This window comes from Aeromonas sp. QDB39 (genome assembly GCF_027707585.1).
Taxonomy (GTDB): domain Bacteria; phylum Pseudomonadota; class Gammaproteobacteria; order Enterobacterales; family Aeromonadaceae; genus Aeromonas; species Aeromonas hydrophila.
This window is the reverse complement of record NZ_JAPCIV010000051.1, coordinates 1-24,626: the sequence shown is the minus strand read 5'-3', so window position 1 is coordinate 24,626 and position 24,626 is coordinate 1. Positions and strand designations below refer to the sequence as shown.

The 24,626-nt window shown below is 60.2% G+C and carries 32 protein-coding genes and 2 pseudogenes; 25 read left to right on the top strand and 9 right to left on the bottom strand.

What is annotated here, in order from left to right:
* The first annotated feature begins 56 nt into the window (after positions 1 to 56).
* The 8 genes and pseudogenes from PG899_RS21710 (at position 57) to PG899_RS21675 (ending at position 5,085) form a co-directional block, all read left to right on the top strand.
* Positions 57 to 629 (top strand): hypothetical protein, encoded by a 573-nt coding sequence (locus tag PG899_RS21710; RefSeq protein WP_004099040.1) that lies wholly within the window; start codon positions 57 to 59, stop codon positions 627 to 629.
* 175 nt (positions 630 to 804) lie between these two features.
* Positions 805 to 1,338, top strand: a pseudogene (locus tag PG899_RS21705) (type-2 restriction endonuclease); the annotation flags it as partial.
* 107 nt (positions 1,339 to 1,445) lie between these two features.
* Positions 1,446 to 1,625, top strand: a complete 180-nt coding sequence (locus PG899_RS21700; RefSeq protein WP_232038188.1) for a hypothetical protein — start codon at positions 1,446 to 1,448, stop codon at positions 1,623 to 1,625.
* A gap of 154 nt (positions 1,626 to 1,779) precedes the next feature.
* On the top strand, positions 1,780 to 2,418 hold the full coding sequence (gene parA, locus PG899_RS21695; RefSeq protein WP_033996216.1) for a ParA family partition ATPase: 639 nt from the start codon (positions 1,780 to 1,782) through the stop codon (positions 2,416 to 2,418).
* 42 nt (positions 2,419 to 2,460) lie between these two features.
* Positions 2,461 to 2,661: a plasmid partition protein ParG gene (locus tag PG899_RS21690; RefSeq protein ID WP_008166578.1), complete on the top strand. Its 201-nt coding sequence runs from the start codon at positions 2,461 to 2,463 to the stop codon at positions 2,659 to 2,661.
* Between the two features lie 33 nt (positions 2,662 to 2,694).
* Positions 2,695 to 3,081 (top strand): ParC family partition-associated protein, encoded by a 387-nt coding sequence (gene parC / locus PG899_RS21685; protein ID WP_011270177.1) that lies wholly within the window; start codon positions 2,695 to 2,697, stop codon positions 3,079 to 3,081.
* Positions 3,082 to 3,237: 156 nt separating this feature from the next.
* Positions 3,238 to 4,614 carry a replication protein gene (locus PG899_RS21680; protein ID WP_033996214.1) on the top strand — a complete coding sequence of 459 codons (1,377 nt, stop codon included), beginning with the start codon at positions 3,238 to 3,240 and terminating at the stop codon, positions 4,612 to 4,614.
* A 306-nt stretch (positions 4,615 to 4,920) separates the two neighbouring features.
* Positions 4,921 to 5,085, top strand: a complete 165-nt coding sequence (locus PG899_RS21675; protein ID WP_153302083.1) for a hypothetical protein — start codon at positions 4,921 to 4,923, stop codon at positions 5,083 to 5,085.
* A gap of 3 nt (positions 5,086 to 5,088) precedes the next feature.
* On the opposite strand, the gene PG899_RS21670 is transcribed toward PG899_RS21675, so the two are convergent.
* Positions 5,089 to 6,018 (bottom strand): recombinase family protein, encoded by a 930-nt coding sequence (locus tag PG899_RS21670; protein ID WP_003150544.1) that lies wholly within the window; start codon positions 6,016 to 6,018, stop codon positions 5,089 to 5,091.
* Positions 6,019 to 6,219: 201 nt separating this feature from the next.
* Here PG899_RS21670 and PG899_RS21665 point away from each other — a divergent pair, with 201 nt between their 5' ends.
* Genes PG899_RS21665 through PG899_RS21655 form a run of 3 tightly spaced genes read left to right on the top strand, consistent with a single transcriptional unit; the run spans position 6,220 to position 9,866 of the window.
* Positions 6,220 to 6,459, top strand: a complete 240-nt coding sequence (locus PG899_RS21665; RefSeq protein ID WP_003089107.1) for a ribbon-helix-helix domain-containing protein — start codon at positions 6,220 to 6,222, stop codon at positions 6,457 to 6,459.
* The gene (locus PG899_RS21660) at positions 6,459 to 6,869 is read left to right on the top strand and encodes a putative toxin-antitoxin system toxin component, PIN family (RefSeq protein WP_003150546.1); all 411 of its coding nucleotides are present in this window, start codon (positions 6,459 to 6,461) and stop codon (positions 6,867 to 6,869) included. Before PG899_RS21665 ends, PG899_RS21660 begins: the two co-directional genes overlap by 1 nt.
* Before the next feature lie 3 nt (positions 6,870 to 6,872).
* Complete coding sequence (locus tag PG899_RS21655; protein WP_033995769.1) at positions 6,873 to 9,866, top strand: Tn3 family transposase; 2,994 nt, start codon at positions 6,873 to 6,875, stop codon at positions 9,864 to 9,866.
* A 12-nt stretch (positions 9,867 to 9,878) separates the two neighbouring features.
* Here the strand turns inward: PG899_RS21655 and PG899_RS21650 are convergent, their stop codons facing one another.
* The 4 genes from PG899_RS21650 to PG899_RS21635 form a co-directional block, all read right to left on the bottom strand.
* Positions 9,879 to 10,091 (bottom strand): GDCCVxC domain-containing (seleno)protein, encoded by a 213-nt coding sequence (locus tag PG899_RS21650; RefSeq protein ID WP_003089113.1) that lies wholly within the window; start codon positions 10,089 to 10,091, stop codon positions 9,879 to 9,881.
* Positions 10,092 to 10,098: 7 nt separating this feature from the next.
* A complete protein-coding gene (merP, locus tag PG899_RS21645; RefSeq protein ID WP_003150552.1) occupies positions 10,099 to 10,374 on the bottom strand; it encodes a mercury resistance system periplasmic binding protein MerP in 276 nt (91 codons plus the stop codon).
* Between the two features lie 12 nt (positions 10,375 to 10,386).
* Positions 10,387 to 10,602, bottom strand: a complete 216-nt coding sequence (locus PG899_RS21640; RefSeq protein ID WP_225865360.1) for a mercuric transporter MerT family protein — start codon at positions 10,600 to 10,602, stop codon at positions 10,387 to 10,389.
* A 251-nt stretch (positions 10,603 to 10,853) separates the two neighbouring features.
* Positions 10,854 to 11,030, bottom strand: coding sequence for a mercuric transporter MerT family protein (locus tag PG899_RS21635; protein WP_224873767.1), 177 nt, complete (start codon positions 11,028 to 11,030; stop codon positions 10,854 to 10,856).
* Positions 11,031 to 11,104: 74 nt separating this feature from the next.
* On the opposite strand from PG899_RS21635, the gene merR reads away from it, so the two are divergent.
* The 4 genes from merR (at position 11,105) to PG899_RS21615 (ending at position 14,201) form a co-directional block, all read left to right on the top strand.
* Positions 11,105 to 11,503, top strand: coding sequence for an Hg(II)-responsive transcriptional regulator (gene merR, locus PG899_RS21630; RefSeq protein ID WP_003089120.1), 399 nt, complete (start codon positions 11,105 to 11,107; stop codon positions 11,501 to 11,503).
* A 106-nt stretch (positions 11,504 to 11,609) separates the two neighbouring features.
* Positions 11,610 to 11,771, top strand: a complete 162-nt coding sequence (locus PG899_RS21625; protein ID WP_198046902.1) for a hypothetical protein — start codon at positions 11,610 to 11,612, stop codon at positions 11,769 to 11,771.
* A gap of 305 nt (positions 11,772 to 12,076) precedes the next feature.
* The gene (locus PG899_RS21620) at positions 12,077 to 12,988 is read left to right on the top strand and encodes a DNA-binding protein (RefSeq protein ID WP_033996289.1); all 912 of its coding nucleotides are present in this window, start codon (positions 12,077 to 12,079) and stop codon (positions 12,986 to 12,988) included.
* A gap of 385 nt (positions 12,989 to 13,373) precedes the next feature.
* The gene (locus tag PG899_RS21615) at positions 13,374 to 14,201 is read left to right on the top strand and encodes a 3'-5' exonuclease (RefSeq protein ID WP_011270172.1); all 828 of its coding nucleotides are present in this window, start codon (positions 13,374 to 13,376) and stop codon (positions 14,199 to 14,201) included.
* 24 nt (positions 14,202 to 14,225) lie between these two features.
* On the opposite strand, the gene PG899_RS21610 is transcribed toward PG899_RS21615, so the two are convergent.
* Genes PG899_RS21610 through PG899_RS21595 form a run of 4 tightly spaced genes read right to left on the bottom strand, consistent with a single transcriptional unit; the run spans position 14,226 to position 16,640 of the window.
* Positions 14,226 to 14,948, bottom strand: coding sequence for a hypothetical protein (locus PG899_RS21610; protein WP_015060216.1), 723 nt, complete (start codon positions 14,946 to 14,948; stop codon positions 14,226 to 14,228).
* The gene (locus PG899_RS21605) at positions 14,945 to 15,595 is read right to left on the bottom strand and encodes a DUF6753 family protein (protein ID WP_015060217.1); all 651 of its coding nucleotides are present in this window, start codon (positions 15,593 to 15,595) and stop codon (positions 14,945 to 14,947) included. Before PG899_RS21605 ends, PG899_RS21610 begins: the two co-directional genes overlap by 4 nt.
* Positions 15,588 to 16,271 carry a nucleotide-binding protein gene (locus PG899_RS21600; RefSeq protein ID WP_015060218.1) on the bottom strand — a complete coding sequence of 228 codons (684 nt, stop codon included), beginning with the start codon at positions 16,269 to 16,271 and terminating at the stop codon, positions 15,588 to 15,590. Before PG899_RS21600 ends, PG899_RS21605 begins: the two co-directional genes overlap by 8 nt.
* A 12-nt stretch (positions 16,272 to 16,283) precedes the next feature.
* Positions 16,284 to 16,640, bottom strand: a complete 357-nt coding sequence (locus PG899_RS21595) for a hypothetical protein (protein ID WP_058656681.1) — start codon at positions 16,638 to 16,640, stop codon at positions 16,284 to 16,286.
* A 309-nt stretch (positions 16,641 to 16,949) separates the two neighbouring features.
* Here PG899_RS21595 and PG899_RS21590 point away from each other — a divergent pair, with 309 nt between their 5' ends.
* The 10 genes and pseudogenes from PG899_RS21590 to PG899_RS21540 all read left to right on the top strand — a co-directional run.
* Complete coding sequence (locus PG899_RS21590) at positions 16,950 to 17,270, top strand: plasmid mobilization protein (RefSeq protein WP_021029055.1); 321 nt, start codon at positions 16,950 to 16,952, stop codon at positions 17,268 to 17,270.
* The gene (gene traI / locus PG899_RS21585) at positions 17,251 to 19,923 is read left to right on the top strand and encodes a TraI/MobA(P) family conjugative relaxase (RefSeq protein WP_033996285.1); all 2,673 of its coding nucleotides are present in this window, start codon (positions 17,251 to 17,253) and stop codon (positions 19,921 to 19,923) included. Before PG899_RS21590 ends, traI begins: the two co-directional genes overlap by 20 nt.
* A 41-nt stretch (positions 19,924 to 19,964) precedes the next feature.
* On the top strand, positions 19,965 to 20,243 hold the full coding sequence (locus PG899_RS21580; RefSeq protein WP_015060221.1) for a BrnT family toxin: 279 nt from the start codon (positions 19,965 to 19,967) through the stop codon (positions 20,241 to 20,243).
* Entirely contained in the window at positions 20,203 to 20,523 is a 321-nt protein-coding gene (locus tag PG899_RS21575; RefSeq protein WP_045286807.1) for a BrnA antitoxin family protein, read from the top strand. Before PG899_RS21580 ends, PG899_RS21575 begins: the two co-directional genes overlap by 41 nt.
* Complete coding sequence (locus tag PG899_RS21570) at positions 20,520 to 20,942, top strand: antitoxin MazE-like protein (protein WP_015060223.1); 423 nt, start codon at positions 20,520 to 20,522, stop codon at positions 20,940 to 20,942. Before PG899_RS21575 ends, PG899_RS21570 begins: the two co-directional genes overlap by 4 nt.
* Before the next feature lie 663 nt (positions 20,943 to 21,605).
* Positions 21,606 to 22,166: a replication protein gene (locus PG899_RS21565; protein WP_014343471.1), complete on the top strand. Its 561-nt coding sequence runs from the start codon at positions 21,606 to 21,608 to the stop codon at positions 22,164 to 22,166.
* A 533-nt stretch (positions 22,167 to 22,699) separates the two neighbouring features.
* The gene (locus PG899_RS21560; protein ID WP_013213990.1) at positions 22,700 to 22,978 is read left to right on the top strand and encodes a hypothetical protein; all 279 of its coding nucleotides are present in this window, start codon (positions 22,700 to 22,702) and stop codon (positions 22,976 to 22,978) included.
* 110 nt (positions 22,979 to 23,088) lie between these two features.
* Positions 23,089 to 23,514, top strand: coding sequence for an antirestriction protein (locus tag PG899_RS21555; protein ID WP_013213989.1), 426 nt, complete (start codon positions 23,089 to 23,091; stop codon positions 23,512 to 23,514).
* 127 nt (positions 23,515 to 23,641) lie between these two features.
* Positions 23,642 to 23,797: a hypothetical protein gene (locus PG899_RS21550; protein WP_013213988.1), complete on the top strand. Its 156-nt coding sequence runs from the start codon at positions 23,642 to 23,644 to the stop codon at positions 23,795 to 23,797.
* A 346-nt stretch (positions 23,798 to 24,143) separates the two neighbouring features.
* Positions 24,144 to 24,626: pseudogene (locus tag PG899_RS21540) on the top strand (hypothetical protein); the annotation flags it as partial.

Here is a 24,626-nt window from a genome sequence, read left to right as displayed (position 1 = left end):
CACAGCGCGCTTTGTGCGCGAGCGTGTCCAATCCAGTTCAAGATGAAGGTGCTTCCATGACCTCCCAGGTGACCGACGTTCTAGAAGCAGTCCAGTCATTCATCGCCAAAGGCTATGACCGCGAATACCGCGTCAAGGACGGCAATCTCGTCGATCTCGAACTAGGGTCAACCCTCGATGCATGCAGCATTCGCGTCGATGCGGCGTTGCGCCTCGAGAGCGGGGACGACGGCGAAGATGCCTCCAACATCTACGCGATCACCGATCCGGCGACAGAGCATAAAGGCCTGTTGATCGACGCCTTCGACGTGTTCCACGAAATCTGCCCCCGCGACTTGTCCGAGCGCCTTGTGGCGCATCGGGAAACAGCACCGGCAGGTGACCAGGACGCGCCGAGCAAGCACGGACTACGGAAAGTCTACAAGAGCGAGTTTCACAGCGATCCCGAGCGTTACGTTCTGCGCGAGGGCTTTCCAGACTTCCCGCCATGCCCTTTCGGCCAATCCTTCAGCATCCTCGGCTTCGATACCGCCGAGCAGGAATATGTCTGGCTCGTCACGAGCATCATTCGAGATCCTCGGCTGATCAGGGTTCCATACCAGGGCGAAGACGTCATCAGCGACGAATAGCGGTGTCGCTTAGCCGGAAAGGCTGGCCTTCCTGGCCCACACATCTGCAGGCTGAACTTTAAGAACATCGAAAATTAGGAGGTGATTATGGACTGGAACAAGGACCACATACGAGAAACTATGCTCTTGCTGGAGACAGCAGCGTTGCACAGCGCTCGCGAAAACTACCTGGACCGAGATTCACCAGAATCGAGCGATGCTGACCCTGCCAGGCTACTTCCGCCCGACGAAGCTGTGGGATTTGTTGGTGATCTACAAGGGAGAGCTGATTGCTGCCATCGAGCTGAAAAGCCAGGTAGGTCCCTCGTTCGGTAACAACTTTAACAATCGAACAGAGGAATCTATCGGGACGGCCCATGATCTTTGGACGGCCTTTCGTGAAGAGGCGTTCGGCAAGCAGCCACGCCCTTTCGTCGGCTGGCTGATGATGGTCGAAGACGCGCCGGAGTCCCGCAGGCCGGTGCGTGACTCATCGCCGCACTTCCCGGTCTTCGAGGAGTTCAAGGGGGCGTCGTATCTCACGCGGTATGACTTGCTGTGTCAGCGATTGGTGCAGGAGCAGCTCTACACGACCGCTGCTGTCATTGCGGCAGAGCGCAGTGCGGTGAATACCGGCGACTTCACGGAGCAGTCGTCGATGACCAGCCTCAAGACATTCGTGTCTGCTTTGGCTGGGCACATCGCCGCAGAGGCGGCACGACTGGGCTGATTGGCCGCTTTCGATCATTCTGGCTTGGAGACCGGACGATGATGACAACCACAACTGAAGCGCTTTCAGAGGTTTTACGCGGGTATGGACGCGCCGATGAAACTGCATTGGCATCACTGCTGGAGGTCAGCGACTGGGAGCGCATCGCCCGGCAGGAGCTTGAGCGCCGGGCTACCAGCATCGTGCAGGCGCTGGATGATGCGACCCTTGAGGCCATCGCAGCGGGCACGCTCGACATGCTGGCCATGTGCCGACAGGTGGCCGACGAGATCCACCAGGCCGCCTAAGCCCTCCCCTGCCCTGCCACCGAACCCCGCCGCGTGCGGGGTTTTTTATGACTTCAAATCCTCAAAAGGTGCATTTACTCAAATCCTCAATATGCTATACTGCGCTTGAGTAATTCCTTTTTTCCTCAAACGCTCAATAGCTCAAGGAGCGCATATGCAAGTCATTGCTGTACTGAACCAGAAGGGCGGGGCGGGTAAAACCACCATCGCCACCCACCTTGCCCGCGCCCTGCAACTCGACGGCGCAGACGTGTTGCTGGTTGATTCTGACCCGCAGGGCAGCGCCCGCGATTGGGCCGCCGTCCGCGAGGATCAACCCGTGCCCGTGGTTGGCATCGACCGGCCCACCATCGAGCGCGATCTAAAGAGCGTGGCCCGGAAAGACTTTGTTGTGATCGACGGAGCGCCGCAGGCTCATGACTTGGCCGTGTCGGCAATGAAGTCCGCCGATTGCGTGCTGATCCCGGTGCAGCCGTCGCCCTACGACATTTGGGCAACCTCTGACCTCGTGGATTTGGTCAAGCAGCGCATCGAGCTGACCGACGGCAAGCTAAAAGCGGCTTTCGTGGTGTCCCGTGCGATCAAGGGCACCAAGATTGGTGCGGAAGTCTCCGAGGCGCTGGCCGGGTACGGCCTGCCGATCCTGCAAACGCGCATCACGCAGCGCGTCATCTACCCGAGCAGCGCGGCCAGCGGCACCACGGCCATTGACCAAGAGCCGACGAGCGAGGCCGCCGAGGAAATCCGGGCGCTGGCTGAGGAAGTGCGCCGTTTCCTCAATTGCACCATTTGAGTAATTAAGGAGTAGGTGAAAATGAGTAGCGGGAAACTTGGCATGAAAGCAGGCCGCCCGAGCGCCGCGAAGGCTGGCCCTACCTTGTCCGACCTTGCCGACAAGGCCGCCACCGTCCGGGTGAATTTCGACCTCGACCGGGCCGAGCACACGAAGCTGAAGATTTACGCCGCCAAGACCGGGCGCAGCATCACGGACATTCTGCGCGAACTGGTGCGCTCACTTGATGAAAAGAGTGATTGAGTAATCACTTAACCGGCTGGACGGGTCAAAAGCATGGACTATAGTCCATACATTTTTGATTTGGCGAAATTTAATAATGTTGATGAAATACGGCGCGTGGGGTATAAAGTGATGGTTGAAATGGAACCGTTGAGTCTGGAGGTACTGCCGCCCTCTCATTTCAAGGCGTTTGCGAAGAACGCACCGCATGAGATCAAGGGCGCTGTCATCGAGAACACAGAGCGCGGGCTGGTGATCGTGCTGCACGTTGGCAACGAGCGGCGCATTCTCGGCCAGTACCGGGGAGGCATCCGGTTTTTTCGCTCTTTCGATGGCGCGGCGGCAGTGCTGCGGCAGCATGGCGTGCTGCACTGGACGGCGAATGCAAAAGGCTGGATTCCGCGAACTTTGGAAGCGAAGGAGCGGAGTTCAGATGGATGAAAAAGCAAAGCCCCGCGTGGCAGCGGGGCTTGGCAGGGGGCGGGACTAGTCAGGTGGCACTGGCTAGAACCCAAAGGCGCAACCTATACAGGCAACACCCAGACATGGTTTGCATTGTAGCGCCCCACCTCTTGCCGCACAAGCGGAAAGAAGGTTATGGGACAGGCACAGCTACGACTTTTCAGCCCAGCCGATGAGGCGGGTTGCTATCACGACACAGCCCGGCAGGGCTTTTTCTCGTTGCTCATGGCGACGTGCGAGGGCAGCGGCAAGAAGCAGGACAGTTACCGGCTGTCACAGATGCCCGTGGTGCTCTCCATGCTCGACCACAGCCGGGATACCTGGCTGTCTCAGGCTGAGTTCATCAAGCCCAATCGCCGCGTGGTCAACTTGGCCCGCATCGGCTTGCTGTTCGCCGATCTGGACACCTACCGCGAGCCGTGGGCGCAGGGGCGCAGCCCCGAGCAACTGGCCGCCGCTGTCATGTTCCGCTGCTACGACGAAGGCGTGCCGCCGCCGTCGATCCTCGTTTTCTCTGGCCGTGGCGTGCAAGCAAAGTGGCTGCTGGATGGCACCTTGCCGCGTCAGGCGCTGCCACGCTGGAATGCCTGCCAGCGTTACCTGATCGACCGTCTGGCCGGGCTGGGCGCTGATCCAGCGGCCAAGGATGCAAGCCGCGTGCTGCGGCTGGTCAATACGGTGAACAGCAAGAGCGGCGAGGTTTGCCGCGTCATCCACGTTGAGCAAGGCCCGGACGGCGAGCCGATCCGGTACAACTTCGAGTATCTGGCCGAGGCGCTACTGCCGGTGGCCCGCTGGGACATCGAGGCCGACCGCAAGGCCCGCGCCGACCGTCGCCAGTTCAAGCTGCTGCCGGGCGGCCAAACCGGCAACCTGCGCACGCTCAACGGGCGGCAACTGGCGTGGGATCGTCTGGAGGACTTGCGCACGCTGGCCGCGCTGCGCGGCGGCGTGGCCGAGGGCGAGCGGATGCAGCACCTGTTTTGGCGGCTGAATTTCCTGCTGCTGTCAGGTGCGACGCACACCGGCCAGATGTACCACGAGGCCGCCGCGCTGGCCCGTGAGCTTGACCCACGGTGGAACTACCGCAGCGCCGAGCTTATGACGCTGTACGCCAAGGCCAAGGCCCACGAAGCCGGGGAAAAGGTGGAGTTCGGCGGCAAGCAGTTTGCGCCGCTCTACACGCCCAAGAACGACACGCTTATCAGCCTGTTTCACATCACCGACGACGAGCAGCGCAAGCTGCGCACGCTCATCAGCCGGGACATGGCCGCAGAGCGCCACAGCGAGCGCGAGAAAGCCCGCAGACGTGCCGCTGGGGCTGTCGATCGTGCTTCCTATCTGGAAGCAGCCAGCGCCAAGCAGGCGCAGGCTTTGGCCCTCAAGGCGCAGGGTCTGAGCGTGCGGGCCATTGCTGCACAGATGGGCATTAGCAAGACCGCTGCCGGGCGCTACATCGCAGAGCCGGGAGAGTGTCCCAAGTCCATGCGTATTACAGGCGGGGAGGGCTGATCGTGAGGTGTTCAAAGTCCGTCCGTATTACTAATGGCGGAGCCTTCCGGGCGGGTGTCCCAAGTCCATGCGTATTACTAATGGCGAAGCCTACGCCCGGCGCGTAGCGCCTGCCTTTGAGTAGCGCCTGCCTTTGAGTAGCGCCTGCCTTTGAGTAGCGCCTGCCTTTGAGTAGCGCCTGCCTTTGAGTAGCGCCTGCCTTTGAGTAGCGCCTGCCTTTGAGTAGCGCCTGCCTTTGAGTAGCGCCTGCCTTTGAGTAGCGCCTGAACGGCGCGGCCCCCTCGTCCAGTTCATCGGGTGGCTGTCATGAGTCGCGCCCGTCGATCCTTTCCGCCCGCGCTGCTGGATTCGTTGCGGGCAATGACGGTGCAGGAAACGCTAGACCGGCTGGGCCTGTACTGGAAACGTGAACCTGGCTTTGTGCCGGTGAAGGAGGGGTTTGGGGAGCAATGGAACCAAAAACCAACGTAAGCCCTACCAACGCTTTTCGGTGTCTTCTTCCCAGGCGCCCATCTCGACAAAACAGTTGCGCATGTCGGCCTCCTGGCTGATCTCGGTCAGCAGGTCATGCACGCTCTTGTCCAGCTCATCGTCGCTCCGATACGGAATGGTCAACTCATAGTGGCCGGCATCCAGCCGCTTCATGCCATAGGGCTCCAGGCAGTAGCGCTCAATGTTCTCCGTGGCCCGCTTCCGGCCGCGCACGAACTTGCTGTTATTCACCACCGCGAGGCGCAGGGTGACGGTGGCCACCCGCTCGGCGGCGGGCGGCTCTGCCGGCGACGCGGCCGAAGGCTGCTGGTCGCGTGACCTGGCGCTCTTCTGGTACGCGCCGATCTCGACACCACGGTGGCGCAGGTAGCTGTACAGCGTGCTCTTGGAGATGTGCAGCTTCTCGCCGATCGCGCTGACGCTCAGGCGACCTTCGCGGTAGAGGGTTTCGGCCGCCATGGCGGTGGCCTCAGCCTTGGCTGGCAGGCCCTTGGGACGGCCACCGATCCGGCCACGCGCCCGTGCGGCCGACAGACCCGCCTGAGTCCGCTCGCGGATCAGCTCGCGCTCGAACTCCGCCAGCGAGGCGAACAGGTTGAACACCAGGCGGCCTTGGGCGTGGGTGGTGTCGATGGGGTCATTCAGGCTCTGTAAGCCGACCTTGCGCTCTGCCAGCTCGCCGACCAACTCGACCAGGTGCTTGAGGGAACGCCCAAGGCGATCCAGCTTCCAGATCACCACGGCATCACCCGGCCGCACGTTGGCCAGCAGTTTGTCCAACTCCGGCCGGGCGCTTTTCGCGCCGCTGGCGATGTCTTGGTAGATGCGTTCGCACCCGGCCTGTTTCAGGGCATCGACTTGTAGGTCGGCTTTCTGATCCCGAGTGCTCACTCGCGCATAACCGATCTTCATCAAAAGTACTGTTTACTCGACTACGTTAGTAATAGTTGAACTTTGATTAAGCGTACCAGTTATTTGAACCGTAGCGCGGGGAGCTTAACGAACCGAGCCATTCCTCGATAGAGTTCGGCAAAACCTTCGTTTTGTCGAACCATTGCATCGCCCTTTGTGATTGGCGTATAAACACACAAACACCTATTAGCGGAGAACGCTATGAATACCATTCGCTGGAATGTCGCCGTCTCGGCCGACACCGACCAGTCGCTTCGGATGTTTCTGGCCAGCCAGGGCGGCGGCCGTAAGGGCGACCTGTCGCGCTTCATCGAAGAAGCGGTACGGGCACACATCCTGGAGCTGAGCGCTGAGCAGGCCAAGGCCGCTAACGCCCATCTGAGTGAGGCAGAATTGACCAACGCGGTTGACGAAGCGCTCGACTGGGCACGTAAGCGCTGATGCGGGTCGTGTTGGATACCAACATCCTGTTCAGCGCCCTGATCTCGCCACATGGCGCGCCCGATGCGATCTACCGTGCCTGGCGGGCGGCGCGTTTCGAGGTGGTGACCTCGCGGATGCAACTCGATGAAATTCGTCGAGCCAGCCGCTATCCCAAGCTTCAGGCCATCCTACAGCCCGCCAAGGTGGGCGCCATGATCAATAACCTGCAACGGGCTGTGGTACTGGAGCGCCTGACCATCGAGGTCGAAGCCGATGATCCGGATGACTCGTTTTTGCTGGCCATGGCCTTGGCGGGCGATGCGGACTACCTGGTAACCGGTGATCGCCGCGCCGGCCTGCTGCAACGCGGGCACATCGAACGCACGCGGATCGTCACGCCCGCCGTGTTCTGCGTCGAGGTGCTGTGATCAATGCCGGTCGGTTTTCTGACTCAAGAGCAACGCGACGGTTTTGGCCGCTATGTTGATTCGCCCAGCCGTGAAGAGCTGGAACGTTACTTCCACCTGAGCGATGAAGACCGTGAAGCCATCCAGGTGCTGCGGGGTAACCATAACCGTCTGGGTTATGCCGTTCTGCTGACCACCGTCCGCTTCGTTGGCGTTCTGCCGGACAAGCCCGCCGCCGTGCCGGTGGAAGTCCTGCAGGTGCTTTGCCGACAACTGGCGATTCCAGACCCCGACTGCCTCCAGCGCTATAGCGATCATCGCCGCTGGATACATGCCACCGATATTCAGAACCGCTTTGGCTATCGTCATTTCACCGATCCGGGCATCGGCTTTCGCTTGAGCCGCTGGCTGTATGCCCTCTGCTGGACGGGCACCGACCGGCCGGGAGTGCTGTTTGAGCGAGCCACCTCGTGGCTGTTCACACAGAAAGTCCTCCTGCCTGGTGTGTCTCAACTAGAGCGCTTTATCGCCCAGTTGCGCAGTCGGGTCGAAGAACGCCTCTGGTTTACGCTGGGCCGCAGCGTGACTGAGGAACAGCGATTGCAACTGCAAGACTTGCTGACGGTGGCCGAAGGCAACCGCAGCTCCCGGCTGGATCAATTGCGCTCCGGCCCGGTCATGGTCAGTGGCCCCGCGTTGATTCGGGCACTGCGCCGGCTCGATGACGTGCGCGGCATCGGCATCACCTTGCCGGCGGCGGCGCACATCCCTCCCAGCCGTATCGCCGCCCTGGCCCGCTTCGCCAACACGGCCAAGGTCACCGCGATTAATCGGCTGCCGGCGTCGCGGCGGATGGCGACACTGGTGGCCTTCGCACTCTGCCTGGAGGCGACTGCGCACGACGACGCACTGGAAGTCCTGGAGGCCTTGCTGCGCGACCTGTTCAGCAACGCGGAGAAGGCCGACAAGAAAGCCCGCATGCGCAGCCTGAAAGACCTGGATCGGTCGGCCGCGACGCTCGCCGCCGCGTGCAAGGTCGTGCTGGACAGCTCGATCAGCGATGACAACGTGCGCGCCCGGCTGTTCAACGACCTGCCGAGGACCACCCTGGAAAAGGCCCTGGAAGAGGTCAACGCGCTGATCCGCCCGGTAGATGACGTCTATTTTCTTGCATTGGAAGCGCGCTACCGCAGCGTGCGCCGCTTCCTGCCCGACCTGCTCAAGCACATCCGCTTCGGCTTCAGCCCGGCCGGCAAGGGCGTGGCGGCTAGTCTGGAGTGGCTGCAACTGAACCTGCCGCGCCGGAAGCCAGAGGATGACGCGCCGCAGGAGATCGTGGCCAAGGCTTGGCAGAAGCACATCACCCGCGAAGATGGCTCCCTCGACATGGGTGCCTATGTGTTCTGCACGCTCGATGCGCTGCGCACGGCCCTGCGCCGCCACGATGTCTTCGTCTCGCCCAGTTGGCGCTATGCCGACCCGCGTCTTGGCCTGCTCGACGGTGCCGAATGGCTGGCGGCGCGACCGATCATCTGCCGGTCACTGGGCCTGACCATCGACGCCAAAACCACCCTGGACGCCTTGTCCGTCGAGCTGGATGCAACCTGGCTGGCAGTAGCCGCGCGCCTGCCCGACAACCCGGCGATTCAACTGAGCGAGAACACCGAGGGCAAGACCGAACTGTCGCTCGGGGCGCTGGACAAGCTGGACGAGCCCTGCTCGTTGCTGCAACTGCGGGCGGCCGTGTCTGACCTGATGCCGCGTGTCGATCTGCCGGAAATCCTCTTGGAAATCGCCGCCCGCACTGGCTTTTCCGAGGCCTTCACCCATGTCTCCGAACGCAATGCACGCGCCGACAACCTGGTCACCAGCCTCTGCGCGGTGCTGTTGGGCGGGGCCTGCAACACCGGCCTGGAGCCCTTGATCCGCACCGACAACCCGGCGCTGCGCCGTGACCGGCTGTCCTGGGTCAGCCAGAATTATATCCGCGACGACACCCTGTCAGCGGCTAACGCCATCCTGGTCGGAGCGCAAAGCCAACTGGAACTGGCCCAAGTCTGGGGTGGCGGCGAGGTCGCCTCCGCCGATGGCATGCGCTTCGTCGTACCGGTGCGCACCGTGCATGCCGGCCCCAATCCGAAGTATTTCGGCACCGGCCGGGGTGTCACCTGGTACAACCTGATTTCCGACCAATTCTCCGGCCTCAACGCCATCACCGTGCCCGGCACGCTGCGCGACAGCCTGGTGTTGCTGGCGGTCGTGCTGGAACAGCAGACCGAGTTGCAGCCGACGCAAATCATGACCGACACCGGGGCCTACAGCGATGTGGTGTTCGGGCTCTTCCGCCTACTTGGCTACCACTTCAGTCCGCGGCTGGCCGATGTCGGCGGTACCCGCTTCTGGCGCACGCGCCCGGACGCGGACTACGGCAAGCTCAACGGGCTGGCCCGCCAGTCGGTCAAACTCGACCTGATCGCCGAGCACTGGGACGACCTGCTGCGCCTGGCCGGCTCGCTCAAACTCGGCCGGGTGCCGGCGACTGGCATCATGCGCACGCTGCAAACGGGAGATAGACCCACCCGGCTGGCCCAGGCGCTGGCCGAATTCGGGCGGATCGAAAAGACTCTGCACACGTTGACCTATATCGACGACGAGTCCAAGCGCCGCGCCACCCTGACCCAGTTGAACCGAGGCGAAGGCCGGCACAGCCTGGCCCGCGCCGTGTTCCACGGCAAACGCGGCGAGCTCCGCCAGCGCTACCGCGAAGGCCAGGAAGACCAGCTCGGTGCTCTGGGCCTGGTGGTGAACATCATCGTGCTGTGGAACACCCTCTACATGACGGCGGCCGTGGAACGGCTCAAGCAGCACGGCTATCCAGTGCTGGAAGAGGATTTGGCCCGGCTATCGCCGCTGATCTACGAGCACATCAACATGCTCGGGCGGTATTCCTTTGCGGTACCGGAAGAAGTTGCGCGCGGCGAGCTGCGGCCACTGCGTAATCCAGACGACGACCTGTGATCCCCCTAAACGCTATGAGCAACACCCAAGCTGCTGCTGGATCGGCGGGCACTTCACCGAGCCGAACGAACAGAAAACGCAGCAATCCCCTGGGTTGGGGCGCAGCAGCGCCTTGCAGTTGCTGCACTCGTAATAGAACTGGCAGGCGTCCGTGGGCATGGTTTCCGGCTTGGCGAAGCCGCAGCGCGGGCAAGTCAGCACGGACTCAAGGACAATGGCGCTCATCGTGACCTCACTTCTGCACTGTGGAGGGGTATCCCGCGTTCGCGGTCGCCTCAGTCAGTGCCTCGGGCTGGGCCTTATCGGGATCGTAGGTGACGGTCGCCGTCTTCTGGTCGAAATTGACCTGGACGTCACTCACGCCGGACACCTTCTCCAGCGACTTCTTGACCGTGATCGGACAGAGTCCGCACGTCATGTTCTGCACGTCGAGCGTGACGGTTTTCGGGGGAGCCGCCAGCGCCACGAAGGGCAAGGCGAAAAGCACGGCGATCAGCAGTTTGCGCATGGTTAATCTCCTTCAGTAGAACAGCGGGGCGAGCCACGGCACGGCCAATAGGCCGAGCAGCAGCACGCTGACGATCCAGAACACGAGTCGCTGTCGCACGAGCGTGCGCGGATCGGCGCAGGGTGTACCTGGCGTACAAACCTGTGGCACCAGGTAGAGCTTGCGGAATGCCAATCCCAGGAACAGTAGAGTCAACCCGATGAAGAGGGGGCGTAGTGGCTCCATCATGGGGTCACCTCAGAAAACGGAAAAAATCGTACGGTAAGCCGCTGGCATGGTCTAGCTTCTCGCAAACGATCGTTTTTGAGAGGCTTCAATGAGAATCAGATCCGCGCTAGTGCTGGTATGGCATGTTGCTTTCTCGAAAACCACTCTCATATTGCACGGCTGAAACAGCCGAGTTTCGAGAACCACGAAAATGCTGTTTCTAGGGGTTGGCAGCTTGCGCAAAGCCGCGCAGTTGCTGGGTATCGGATCTCTTAACGTGCTTTAATTTCCGAATTCTGAAGCGACCCCATCATGGTCAGAGCGCCCACCCACGTACCGCCGACACCGAGTGCCAACAGCACCAGTGGCCCGACACAGCACACCGACGCACCGATGGCGGTCAGCGAACTCGCGACCAGCGAGCCTTTCCCGGTGAGTTGCATCCCCATTCCCATCTCCTGAGCCTGATTGCCTAGGTGCTATTCTAAACTCCGTACCAAAGTACGGAATCAAGGAGAAAGTGATGGCCACAGAGCTGACCATTGGCAAGCTGGCAGACGCCGCCGGGGTGAACGTCGAGACGATCCGCTACTACCAGCGACGCGGGCTGCTGGATGAACCAGCCAAACCCTTGGGTGGCCATCGGCGCTATCCGGTGGACATGGTGAAGCGACTGCGTTTCATCAAGCGGGCTCAGGCGCTGGGTTTCACGCTCTCGGAAGTCGGTGGACTGCTGACGCTGGATGAGTCGTGCGCCTGTGCCGAAACGCGAGCACGGGCTGCACGCAAGCTCGCGTTGATCGAGCAGAAGATGGCCGACTTGGTCGTCATGCAGCAACTGTTAGGCGAACTGGTGCAGCAATGTGATGCGGGAGACGGCGGAACGATCTGCCCGATCATCGAGGCACTGATCAGAGAGTAATGCCTGGCGGGTGAGCTGGAGATCGGAAAGCCCCTTTACGGTGGGATTCAGAGCTTACGTTGGTTTTTGGTTCCATTGCTCCCCAAACCCCAAGGACAAAGCTACGGTGCGGCTGAATGTGTCCATTGGTGGCGGCGGTGTTGAGCTACTGGCGACCGGGCCGAAGTGGTACGACACGCGGAAAGAGCAGGGCGGCGGTGCCATCGACCTGACCATGCACCTGTTCAGATTGTCATTTGTGGATGCGGTCAAACGGCTGTCGCCTTGATCGTGTTTGCAAGATGCCCCCGGCAGGGCCGCCGGAGGCCACTCGCCGCCGTGAGGCTCTGGGGGCAGGGTAGCGGTCTTCGCCCTTCGTCCTGCCCCCTTTCTTACCCTCTCAAAACGCGCTGTAGGCCCGTTTCTGGCCGACAACGAGCCGAAGGCGAGGCGTCAGCACGGTGTTTCACCAAAAACGAGCAGCCGACCGGGCAGCGGTACGTTACGAAAACCGCTCGCATATCGTATCTGTATTGCGTATCATATCTGTATTGGTACGATTTACGCTGATATGGTACGAAAGGAGCAACGATCATGGCACGTCAGGGCATCACTTTTGAGCAGGTCGCCGCCGTCGCTGATGCGCTGGCAGGCGAGGGTCAGCAGCCGACCATCCGGGCGGTGCGGGAGAAGCTGGGCGACACCGGCAGCCCGAACACTATTCACAAGCACTTGACCGCGTGGCGCGAGGCCCGCCCGGTGGCCGCAGCCGCTGCGCCGGAACTGCCGCAGGCGCTGACCGCTGCCATTGCCGCCGAGATCGAGCGGGCCGCATCGCGGGCACGCGGCGAGATCGAGGGCCGTCTGGTGCAGGCGCAGGCGGAGGCCGCCGAACTGGCCGCCGCTGGCGAGGTGCTGGAAGGCGAACGCGACGAGCTGGCCGAGCAGGTGGCCGTGCTGACCACTGAGCGCGACACGCTGGCAGGCAAAGCCGCCCAGCAGGCCGCCGACTTGGCCGAGGCGCAGCAGCGCATCGAGCGCGAGCAGCAGGCGGCAGAGTCTGCCCGGCTGGAGGTGGCAACCGCCCGGCACAAGATCGAGGCGCAGGCCGAGCGCGTGAGCGAGCAGGCCGCCGAGCTTGAGCGCCTACGCGCCGCACTGGCCGAGGCACAGCAGGGCCGCACCGCCACCGAACAACAGGCCGCCGTGCTGGCCGCCAAGCTGGAGGCGTGCGCCGACCGTGTGAGCCGCGCAGAGGCCCGCGCCGAGCAGATCGAGCAGCAGGCCGCCAAGGCTGCACAGGCCCACGACACCGCCCGCGCCGCAGCAGCGCAGGAAACCCGGCAGACGCAGGCCGAGCGTGACGAGGCTCGCAAGGTGGCAGCAGAGGCCCGCGAGCAGGCCGCACGACTTACCGGGCAGCTTGAGGCGCTGCAACGGCAGCAGGACAAAGCCGAGGCCGCCGAGAAGGCCACGAAGGCACCGAAAGGGAAGGGGGGCGAGTGATGCCAAGCGCCGCAGAATTTCAGGCGCTGTCCGATGAGTTGCGGCAGCTTGGGGCGGTGATCGTGCAGGCTGCGAACCTGGGCGATCAGGAGCTTGCATTGTGGGCCGTGGGGGCGCTGTCATCCGCAGCCGCCCGGCCTGCATGGTGGGCGAGAGAGGCCGCAGACAGCGAAGCTGTGGGATGCAAATAAAGTCCCATCCTAAGCTACGCCAATTTTCAGGACTGTTTTGAAAGACTCAGGCTTGGCAGGCGGGTAAAGTGTCATTCTGAAAGGATCGCGTGGCATTGGGCGCGGCCTGAATCGTGAAAATAAAGTCTCATACTTTCGAGCGTCTGAATCGTCGCCCACTACCGCCGGGACTGAGACACCAACAAGGGGGGCGTATGCCCAAAACCCGAAAACACCTCACCCCGACCGAAGCAGAGGCCAAGGGGCTTCTATGCCGTAAGCACCTCAAGGAACGCCTCCGCCTCATGCCGGGACTAAACACCAAGCCCGCTGGCAGTGTCTGGCAAGGTCAGGGGGCTTATGATGTGTACAACCCAGCCGAGTGCGTGCCGTGGCGCTGGATGCCTGGGCGTGCCCAAGTCCGTCGCCAGCACGTCGCAGCGCAGGCAAAAGACCTGATCGCCGCAGGCTGCATTGTGCTCGACACCGAAACCACCGGCCTCGGTGATGACGCCGAGATTTGCGAGATAACCATACTCGACGTGACCGGCGCACCGATCCTCGACACGCTGGTACGCCCGACCCGGCCAATCCCGGTCGAGGCGACAGCGATTCACAAAATCACCGACGCCATGGTGGCCAGTGCGCCGAGCTGGCCCGAGGTGGCCGAGCAGTACGCCGCCGCCGTTGCTGGCCGAACCGTCGTTGCCTACAACGTCGCTTTTGATGCGCGCTTGCTGCGGCAGACCTATCAGATACACGGAATCACCGCGCCAGTGTTGACGACCGCTTGCGCGATGCTGATGTATGCCGAGTGGCATGGAGAGTACGACCGGAGCCGCGACCGCTGGCGATGGTTGAAGCTGATCGAGGCTGCGACCGACTGCGGCGTGGCAGAAGACGGCGCACACCGCGCCCTTGCCGACGCCCGCATGACGCTGGGTGTGCTGCGATACTTGCAGCGCCGCACGAACGGACGGCGACCGGCAGGGCCGAAAGTGGCCACCGTCCCGCAGGAGGCTTTGCCCTCTGTTTTAGGATGAAACTCTATTTCAAAGAATGAGACTTTATTTGTACGGATGAATCTTTATTCGCATCCCACACATGGCTTCTAACCACGCTTCGTGCATCCAGAATGGGGCTATTTTTCCGTGCTGAAGTGTGCAAAGCGGATTGAGCACCCGGCGTGGGTTCTTCCATGTCTCGACGGAGAGCAACAGGCCGTCCGCATGGACGGAAAAGACTGGTAGTGCTTTCGGCTGGCCCTTCTTCTTGCCTTGCGTTTCGGTTGGCTTGAGGTCGTCCCAAACGCCTTGCACGGTTTTGTTCAGTTCGTCGATGAAGCGTTCCGGCATGGTTTTCAAGAGTTCGGCAGTGATTGCGTTCGCGTCCTCAAATTGCTTTCTTGCTTCGGCTTCCTTTTTCCGTCGTTTTTGCCGCTCCTGTTCGTATTCGTCTAAGGTTTGCCTGTGTCTGCGCTGTGCTTCAGCTTCCGCTTCTTCAGCTTGCCTTCGTGCTTCCTCTTTGGCTTTCTGTCGGCGTGCTTCACCCTCTGCTGTGAGTGCTGGTTTTACCAGTTCGCCAGACTTGGCCTCGATGGTGATCGAAAGCGGTTCGCCGCGATGGTCTACCAGATCGAAAGGCAGACCATCCGCATCGAATGCCGTGAGGTAAAGATTGGCCCCATAGACCTTGTGCCCCGGCCTCACAGCTTCGTATTTTTCTGCTGCTGCGTGCAGTGCTTCCGCTAGGCGTTCTGCCGTGATTTCTCCTTTGATCTTGATTCTCATGGCAACCTCCATCCGTAGGTGCCATCCGATGCGGGCTTGACGTAGCACACGCCTTTTTCGACGTACCACCCCGGCCTATCGCACTTCGCCAAGCTGGCGAGGCTTCCCGTTTGAGCGAAGCGGTAGGCCAAGCGCCCCTCTGGCGTGTTGGCCCATGCCGCCGCCGCTTTCTCGTCCTTGGCTTCGGTGTATCCCGCGCCGTATCCGGCGCCGTATCCGGCCTGATAGCCCGAATCCTTGCCGCTGCTGTGCATGTACCAGCCGAACAGGCCGACGCACAGGAAGGCCACGGCGATGCAGCCCGCCGCCCACTGCCACATCTGCTTTGCTGATGTGTTGTGCGCGACCTCTTGCGCTGCTGCTGCTACCGCTTGCGCCAAATCCGCCTTGGCTGCTTCCGCTGATGCTTTCACGGTTGCATCCGCCGTTACCTTGAAATTGACCAAGGTATCTTTGGCTGCTTGTGCTATCGCTTGCGGGAACTTCTCATACTGGCCTTGGTAGTGTTGCAAGGCCATGAGCACCAGCCACAGCGCATCATTGTTTTTCAGGCCGAGTGCATCCCGAACCCGGTAAAGACTTTGCCGCTCCGCGTCACTAGGTTGCCTGCCGAGCAGCTTTGCAAAGCTGTCGTCTAGGTCACTCATGGACTACGGCCTCCAATACCTTTTTGGCCTCGTTGCGCCACCGCGTAAGCTCCGCACGGTTGCCAATGGGCAATTCCTTGAGTGCTACCGCAATGCTCATGCGCTTGCTGTAAATGTCATCGCTCACACGGTCGGCCATGTCCGGGAATGTCACCGATTTCCCGCCGCGTTCCTCTACCGCCGTGCGCAGCTTGGAGCCGTTGTAAAGCTCGAACTTATTTTCTTCCCCGAAGTGTCCATTGCGTACCACATGAACATCCGCATTCGGAATTGCGTCCATGTATTCCTTGAGCAGTTCGAGGCTATCCCGTTGGCGGTTAATCACCCACAGCGTGACCAGCTTCCGCTTGAGTTCTTCAAGCGTGCTATTCAGTGTTTCACCGTAGGCGCTCACGCCCTTGTTATTCCGTGCTGCCGTGTTGATTACCACGACGCTATCCGGCTTGCTATCGCACAAGTTCACTAGCTGAATCCATCCGTCCGCCTCATCCAGATTGATAAGCTCCGTTTCCGTGCTTTCTTTATAGGCTTTCCATACGTCCGGGTTAGAGGTGTCAGACTCAATCAGCAAGACGCTTTCGCCGCGCTCTTGCAGGTAATCAACCGTTGCCATCGTGACAAGCGACTTGCCAACGCCGCCCTTGCTGCCACCGATCAGGTAAATGCTTTTCGCCATGTTGCTTACTCCTTAAATGTCGTCGCTGTCAGGTTTCGGGGTGAATGTCGCCTTTGATGTATCCGCAGGCTTCTTGACGGCGGGGCGGGGGCGGGGTGTGTCTCCCGGTGCGTGCACCGGAGCTTTTTTCGCTGGCTTTGCTCTCTGCAAGTAGCTCTTGAGTGTTGGAGTTGCGATGCTCAGACCTTCACCGCGCAGCGTCTCGGAAATCTGGTCAAGCGTGTATCCACGCTTTTGCAACAAGGCGATTTCCTTCGAGAGTATGCGCACGGCATCTTGCTTGCTGTGCTCTTGCTTCTTTTTCTCGACTGGCGGCATCTCTCGCAGCTTTGCAGCGATAGCCTCTAGCTGTTCTGTCGTATGCTTCATCGTGCTAACTCCTTTGCTTACTTGTTGCGGAGTTGACAGCATAGCGCCATTTGTGCTTGTTGCAAAGTGCGTCCCGTGCACCTAAACTGCTGATACGATAGTAGAGCGGATGAGCAATACAGGATGACCGTTGTAACACACATGGCTTCGCCACGTGGTTCCAACGGACGCCTGCCCATTCGGCGCTTCGCTTCTCACGGTCTGGCTTATCCTGCAAGGGGTATCCCCTTGACCCCGGACAGTGCGGCGCTCTCGCTTCTTACTGTCCAAGACACACCCCGCCCCCCGCCCCGGCGAGAAGGAGACACGATGCCATTTGAAACGCAGGGGCCGGAACCGCTGGACGCCGTTATCAATGTACGGCTGACCGCAGCGGAGAAGGCCCGCTTGAAAGAGGATGCCGACCTTGCCGGGTTGAGCATGTCCGAGCTTGTCCGCCGCCGCTACTTCGGCAGGCCGATCATTGCCAACGCTGACGCTGTGATGCTCAAGGAGCTGCGGCGCATCGGTGGATTGCTCAAGCACATCCACAACGAAAGCGGAGGCATTTACAACAAGGACACAGCCGGGGCACTTGTGGCCCTGAAAGCCTACATCGGGAAACTGAGCCGTGATCGTCAAGAAGGTTAAGAACCCGCAGAAGGCAGCAAGCAAGGCGGTTCGCGTTTCTCGCCTAACCGACTACATCCGCGAGCCGGAGCGTGAGAACTCGCAGGAGAAGTGCATCCATGCCGGGGCGCGTGGATTCATCACCGATGAACCACAGAGCCAGACGGCAGAAATGATTGCCTTGTCACAAGAGGCAGTGCGAAGCAAGGACACGATCAATCACTATGTCCTGAGTTGGCGAGAAGGCGAGCAGCCCAGCCCGGAGCAGGTCGAAGAAGCGGTAAGCATTTTCATGGATGAGCTAGGTGTTAAAGACCATCAAGCCATCTATGGTTTGCACGCCGACACGGACAACTTGCACCTGCACCTTGCCATCAACCGCGTGCATCCTGAAACGCTCAAGGTGGTGAAGATCAATAACGGCTTCGACATTGAGGCAGCGCACAAGGCGATAGCACGAATCGAGAACGCACAAGGCTGGCAGCGTGAGCAGAACGGGCGTTATCAGGTGTTGGAGAATGGTGAGTTAGGCCGGGAGCACATCGACAAGGACAAGCCGCGCCAGCCAGCCCAGCCGAAGCGCGACATGGAAAACCGCACCGGGGAGAAATCCGCCGAACGCATCGCCATTGAGGACGGCGCACCGATCATCAAAAAGGCGCAGACGTGGGAGCAGTTGCACCGCGAGTTAGCAGCCAAGGGGATGCGCTACGAGAAAACAGGCAGCGGGGCGACGCTCTTTGTCGGTGATGTTGGCGTGAAGGCCAGCAGCGCAGACCGGGACGCGAGCCTATCCAAGTTACAAAAGCGACTCGGAGCTTACCAGCCGCCGCCGCAGCGTCAGCAGGTAGCACAGCGCGAGCCAGAGCCGATCAAGCCAGACGTGCCGGGATGGAAGGATTACATCACCGGGCGCAAGGCGCACTACGCGGAAAAGAACGCGGCCAAGCTGGCACTGGACAAGCGGCAGGAGCAGGAGCGCAAGCAGATTGCCGAGCAGCAGAAAGCCCGCCGCGATGAACTCATGCGCGGCAACTGGAAGGGTAAGGGCGAAGTGCTCAACGCCATGCGCAGCGTGATTGCCGCCGAGCAGGCCGCAGAGAAAGCAGCCTTGAAAGAGAAGCACCAGAAGCAGCGCGAGCAGCACCGGCAGCAGTTCCGGCCCTATCCCGACCTGGAGCAGTGGCAGCGGATGCAGAAAAGCCCGGAGCTTGCCGAGCAGTGGCGGCACCGCGCCAGCGAGCCGCAGCGCATCGAGGGCGCGAGCGGCGAGCCGCCGACGCCGCGAGACATCCGCGCCTATCAGCCTGAAATCGTGGGCCAGCAGGTGCATTACAGCCGGAAGGAAGAAGCGGGGGCGGGCGGGGGTGTGTCTTTCGTGGACAAGGGAAAAAGCATCGATATTCACGACTGGCGCAACCGGGACAGCACGCTTGCCGCCTTGCAGCTATCGGCGCAGAAGTGGGGCAGCTTCACCGTAACCGGGAACGACGAATACAAGGCCATGTGCGCGAAGTTAGCAGCAGAGCACGGTTTCAAGATCACGAATCCTGAGCTTCAGGAGCGCATCCAGCAGGAGCGGCAGCGGATACAGCAGGAGAGGGCGCAGGCGATGAAATCGGAGCAGCTAAAGCAGTTTGAGCTGTACGCGGAAGCGGTAGGCGCGGAGCGCTACCGGGTAACGTCCATCAAGATGCAGGCAGACGGAAGGAAGCAAACCTTCATCCTCGACAAGAAGGACGGCATCACGCGGGGCTTCACGCCGCAGGAGATCGAGCAGCGCACGCCGGAGATGCTGCGCCTACAGCGCCGGGGCGAAAACCTCTACTACACGCCACTATCGGACAAGAAGCATCACATCCTCATCGACGACATGAACCGGGAGAAGCTGGAGCGGCTTATCCGTGACGGCTACCGGCCCGCCGTTGTGCTGGAATCAAGCCCCGGCAACTATCAGGCCATCATCACCGTGCCGAAGCTGGGGACGGCCCACGACAAGGACGTGGGCAACCGGCTGAGCGATGCCCTGAACCGTGAATACGGCGACCCGAAGCTATCGGGAGCCATCCACCCGCACCGCGCACCCGGCTACGAGAATCGCAAGCCCAAGCACCAGCGCGAGGACGGCAGCTATCCCGAAGTGCGCTTGCTCAAGGCCGAGCGCCGCGAGTGCGTCAAGGCGCTGGCCCTGTCCAGCCAGATCGACGCCGAGTATCAGCGTCAGGCCGCCTTGAAGGCGCAGCAGCCAGAACGCAGCAAAGCCAAGCCCGCCTTGGAGCTTGCAGCGGCCAGCGGCAGCGCGATCGACGCTTACCAGCGGCATTACCGCGACGTGATCAAGCGGCAGCGTGGCGGCGAGGTGGACTTGTCCCGCGTGGATTCCATGATTGCCGTGCGGATGCGCGTTACCGGCCACGATCAAGCCGCCATCGAGGGCGCTATCCGCCAGTGCGCCCCGGCCACCCGGCAGAAGGACGAGGGGCGCGACTGGAACGACTACGCGCAGCGCACCGCCCGCTATGCCTACAGCGCCGCAGGCGACCGGCAAGCCGCCGAGCTTGGGAAGTACCGCCAGCAGTGGGAGAAGCTGGAAGGGCGCGAGCCTGTACGCCAGCAGGAGCAGGCCAAGGCGCAGAAGATCGAGCGCGACAACTCACCCGGCATGAGTCGATAAGACTTGATGTAACTACAAAAAGACGCTACAATAAGAACACAATGGAACTTGAATGGGACGCCGATAAAGCGGCACGAAACCTGAAAAAGCACGGCGTTTCCTTCGAGGATGCCGAGCTTGTTTTTTACGACTCCGGGCGGGTTGAAGCCTACGACGGACGCGAGGACTACGGGGAAGATCGTTGGGCAACGATTGGGCTTGCCTACTCGGCTGTCCTGTATGTGGTCTACACCGTCCGACACGAGGAAACCATCCGCCTTATCTCTGCGAGGAAAGCAAATGCCGACGAAAGAAAGCAATATCGTGAAGCGAACTCTTGACCTCAAGAAGCCGCCACAGTTGAGCGCCGAGCAGAAGGCGCGACTGGATGCCGTGGCCTCGATGCCGGATGAGCAGATCGACTATAGCGATGCACCCTATCTGCCTGATGCTGTCTGGATGAAGGCAGCGGAGCAATTGCCCCACACCAAGAAGCAAATCACGCTGCGCATTGATGCCGAAGTGTTGGAGTTCTTCAAGCACACCGGCAAGCGTTATCAGTCGCGCATGAATGCTGTTTTGCGCTCCTACGTTGAGGCGCACAAGGCGCACGCGAAATGAGCGGCGACGACAAGCAGCTTGAGCTTGAAGCCCTCGCCGCCGTGGGCGAAATGCTCTTGTTCGACCAAGCCAGAGGCAACCCGGAAGAAGCCGCCCGCATCCTGCGATGTGCGCGGCTTTTTGCTCGTTCAGAGGATGCCGCGCAGCGTCTCAGCGAGCTATGCAACGAGGCGGGCAGTGATGCGACTTGGCGCGAAAACATCGTGGAGGAACTGCAAGACCGAGAGGACTTGCAAGCCGCCGAGGCAGCGATGGAAGCCCGCCGACAGGCCCAACTTGTTGCGCAAGCGGATAGTGCCGACACGGCCTTGCAGACCCTAATGGACGAGGTAGCGGCGGACACCTTCGGCAGTCTCGATGAAGGATATGCGGCACAGGCGCAGGCCGAGGCCGTGAAGGCGTGGCAGGGCAGGCAGTGAGCGGCATTTGTTGGTGTTTCATCGTAACCCGGCAAGTGTTCAGCAAACGGTGGTTTGTTGGACAGTTGCCGCAAGGGGCGGTTTTTGTCATTTTCAGAAGACGACTGCACCAGACAACGCGGTTTGAAGGCTGTTGTGCAGTCGTCTATTGAACGAACAGTATCAGGAGTCCGCTGCACGAATGATAACCTCAAGCCGGTTCTGGTCGCGCTGGCGACCGATCAGCCCCTGGATGGGGACGGTAGAGAAAACGGACAAAATCGTACGCTAAGCATGCGGCCTGTCAGGTTGAGGCCATAGAGTTTGACGTTTAGGCGTCAGATAATGCAGAAAGCGGCCCTAGTCTGACGCGATGCCAGTGAGCCGACTGACGCCCAGTTGAGGTATAGCCTAGATTGACATGCGCGATGCAACCCTTAACTTGCTTGCACCTATCGTTTCCATGCTAGCTTTATCGTAACGCTAAGGAAGCTCTGAAAAAGCCCATGTTTCGCGAAATCACCGCTCTGTAACCCGCATGGTTGCTGGGATGCATTTCTCGAGCGGGGGCTTTTTCAGACCTTCCTTAGCTTAGCGTACGATTTTTTCCGAATTCTGCGGTTCCCCCTGGAAGACCTACGCAAGTTGGGCCAGCTCAGAGGTGGAATCAACGAAGGCGAGCGAATGAGGCATCTTTTCTGGCGTCTTAACTTTCTCCTTCTCTCCGGGGCAACAAACAGCGCCCAGATGTACCATGAGGCCGCCGCTCTTTCCTCCGAGCTGGATACTCGTTGGTCTTACCGCTCCAAAGAGCTTATGACGCTCTACAGCAAGGCGAAATCCTATGAGGCTGGGGAACGTGTCGAGTTCGGCGGAAAGTCGTTTGCACCGCTATACACGCCCAAAAACGACACGCTGATCAACCTATTCCAGATCTCACAGCAAGAACAAGAGCAACTGAAGACGATTATCAGCACTGACGAGGCTCAGAAGCGCCGCAGAGAGCGCGATAGACTGCGTGATGAAGAACGTCGCCGCGCCGCTGGCCAGCTTGAGCGTGAAGCCTATGAAGCCAACTCATTGAGCAGGCAAAAGCCCTGGGAAGCTATGGGCATGAGCCGGGCTAAATGGTATCGCCTGGGCAAGCCTTCACCTCAACAAAACAGTGAGACAAGTCCCTCCCCTATTACTAATGGCGAAGCCTCAGCGGTTGCCCTTCAGGCGGCCAGGTGTAAAGCCGTTTAGATGGCTATTTCAAAGTGAGTGAGATTTCGTAACGGATGGCAGCCCTAGAGGCTGCTTTCTTTTGAGGGGTTAGCAGGCGTATAGCCATGCTGGATCTCAGTCTATCACTACCTGCTTAATATTCCACCTTTAGATCCGGCAGCAGTTCGACCAGGTGGCCAACTTACCAGGCACCGGCAGCAGCTCGACCGGGTGGCCAAGTTCAGATCTGGACGCCAGAAGGAAATCAACCAGGTGGCCAACTTACCAGGCACCGGCAGCAGCTCGACCAGGTGGCCAAGTTCAGATCTGGACGCCAGAAGGAAATCAACCAGGTGGCCAACTCACCAGGCATCGGCAGCAGCTCGACCAGGTGGCCCATTTCGTACGTACGAAATCAGGCGACGCTATGCGAAATCTTGGCGGCAATCCCCCGCGACTACGTGATTTTTTTAACGTAGAGCGCGCTTTTTCTTGCCATAGTAGGCCATTTTGGCCTATAATCTTAATTAAGAAGACCGGGCACCCGCCACGGTCAATACCGGAGAACTCCGATGATCCACACAGCTAACCGCACCTTTCACCAACTCTATCGAGAATGGATACGCGAACGCCGCGAGCATATGCACAACGTTTTGACCTGGGAGCGTGATCGTTACGGTGCTCGCCTCGTCGGTCTGTTTTATCGTTACTGCAAGGTGGCCAACCCCTTTCCCCGTTGCACTCTGAATACTCGGATCAACTACCGCGCCCATGCGGTGAATCTGCCAGATTGGCCAGCCCGCAGCCTGGAGCTGAATAAAATGTGGCTCAGTTGGAGAGAAAAAAAGTAGGCCGATTTGGCCTATTTTTTATTGTACCCGCTTGACACAATAGGCCAAAATGGCCTATTATATATCTCAGAAGGCCGGGCACCCGCCACGGTCAATACCGGAGAACTCCGATGATGCAAACAGAACTTAATCCCCTGATCTGCTCCCTGGTCGCCACCCCTCGCCGTATGGCTGCAATGCCCCGCTATGTAGGCCGTTTCTATGTGGTTTTCGAGTCGATGCTTTACCAGCAAATGAAAGGGCTCTGCCGCGAGTATCGCGGGGCTTATTGGCTTATGTGGGAGCTGTCGAACGGCGGCTTTTATATGGCTCCTGGGCGTCGTGATGAAATGCTGAACATCGAGGCCATGAACTACTTTAGTGGCCAAATGAGCGCCGATGCTGCCGGGATTACCGCTTGCCTCTACCTCTATAGCCATCTGTCATTTCACACAGAAGGCGCTGACCAGGAGCGGTTTTCAAGGCTGTATCACAGCTTGCGGGATTGGGCTTGTGAGCATGACGAAAAAGAGGCCATCTTGGCCGCAATAGACTAGCAACAGAAAGCCCCGGTGATGGCCGGGGCTCTTAAAGGAGGTGCATAGGTAGAAAAAGAAATGGTGCCCCTGGTATGGCTGCAACCAATCACAGGGGCTTTCACCGGTCAATTTGAGGATAAACGCGATGAATACGGATATTGTATCACTTGCAAAACACATTGGCGACGCTCTGACGGCCCGCCGCCCCGTTCATATGCCGCGCATGAAGATGCGGGAGCTTGGCTTGCTCTTGATTGAACTGAAGGCGTATCGGGAGGCCGCCGCGACCGTTACCCATTGATAAAAAAGCCCCGGCATTGACCGGGGCTATTTGAGGATTTATCGCATGATTAGACCTGAAACGCTTAGGCCGTTCGCTGAAGATTGGCAGGCTCCAACCGCCGATGAAATCAAAGAGGTGTTGGAGCTGATTAGGCAACGAAAAGGGCTTAGTAAGCCTCTCAGTGGCGTTGATGTCGCTGATCTCGTTGGTTTGCCTGGTGAGAGAGGCAGCGGAAAGGGAACCCGAACCTTCAGGCGTTGGGTGAGCAAAACCAACCCTAGCCCTATTGCTTATGGTGCCTGGTCTATCTTGGCCCACCTGGCAGGTTTCGGGGCTATATGGGACGCTGACCGGGATTGAAACCATGACCGAACATAAGGCCGAACGTGCTCCCTGGGGAGACTTCCCGGCAGTAGTGAGGAACGGCGATCTAAAGGATCTCTCTAAAGAACCTGAATACGAAGCCGCCAAACATGGCGACCACAAGGCGATGAGCTATAAGCGCATGAAGCCGGCCGAGGACGAATTGCATTGCGAGATCAAGGCGCTGCTTGATCGCGCCAAGGCTACCGACGACCAGGAGCGTAACGAGCCGGAGCTGGACATTCCTGCCGAGATTTCTCGCCGCGAGAAGCGCCTGGAGGCGATCCAGGCGGCAAAGGCGCGCCTGGAAGCGCGCCAGCGTGAAGCGGACCAGGCCCGGGGGCGCAGCGAAGACGATGGCCGCCGGCCTCGCCATCCGGATGGCTCGGACAAGGGCGGTGGCTCGTACAAACGCGAGTTTGGTGTGCCGGATGACCGTGATCAGGAAAGCTTCACCGATCCGGACAGCCGGATCATGAAACAC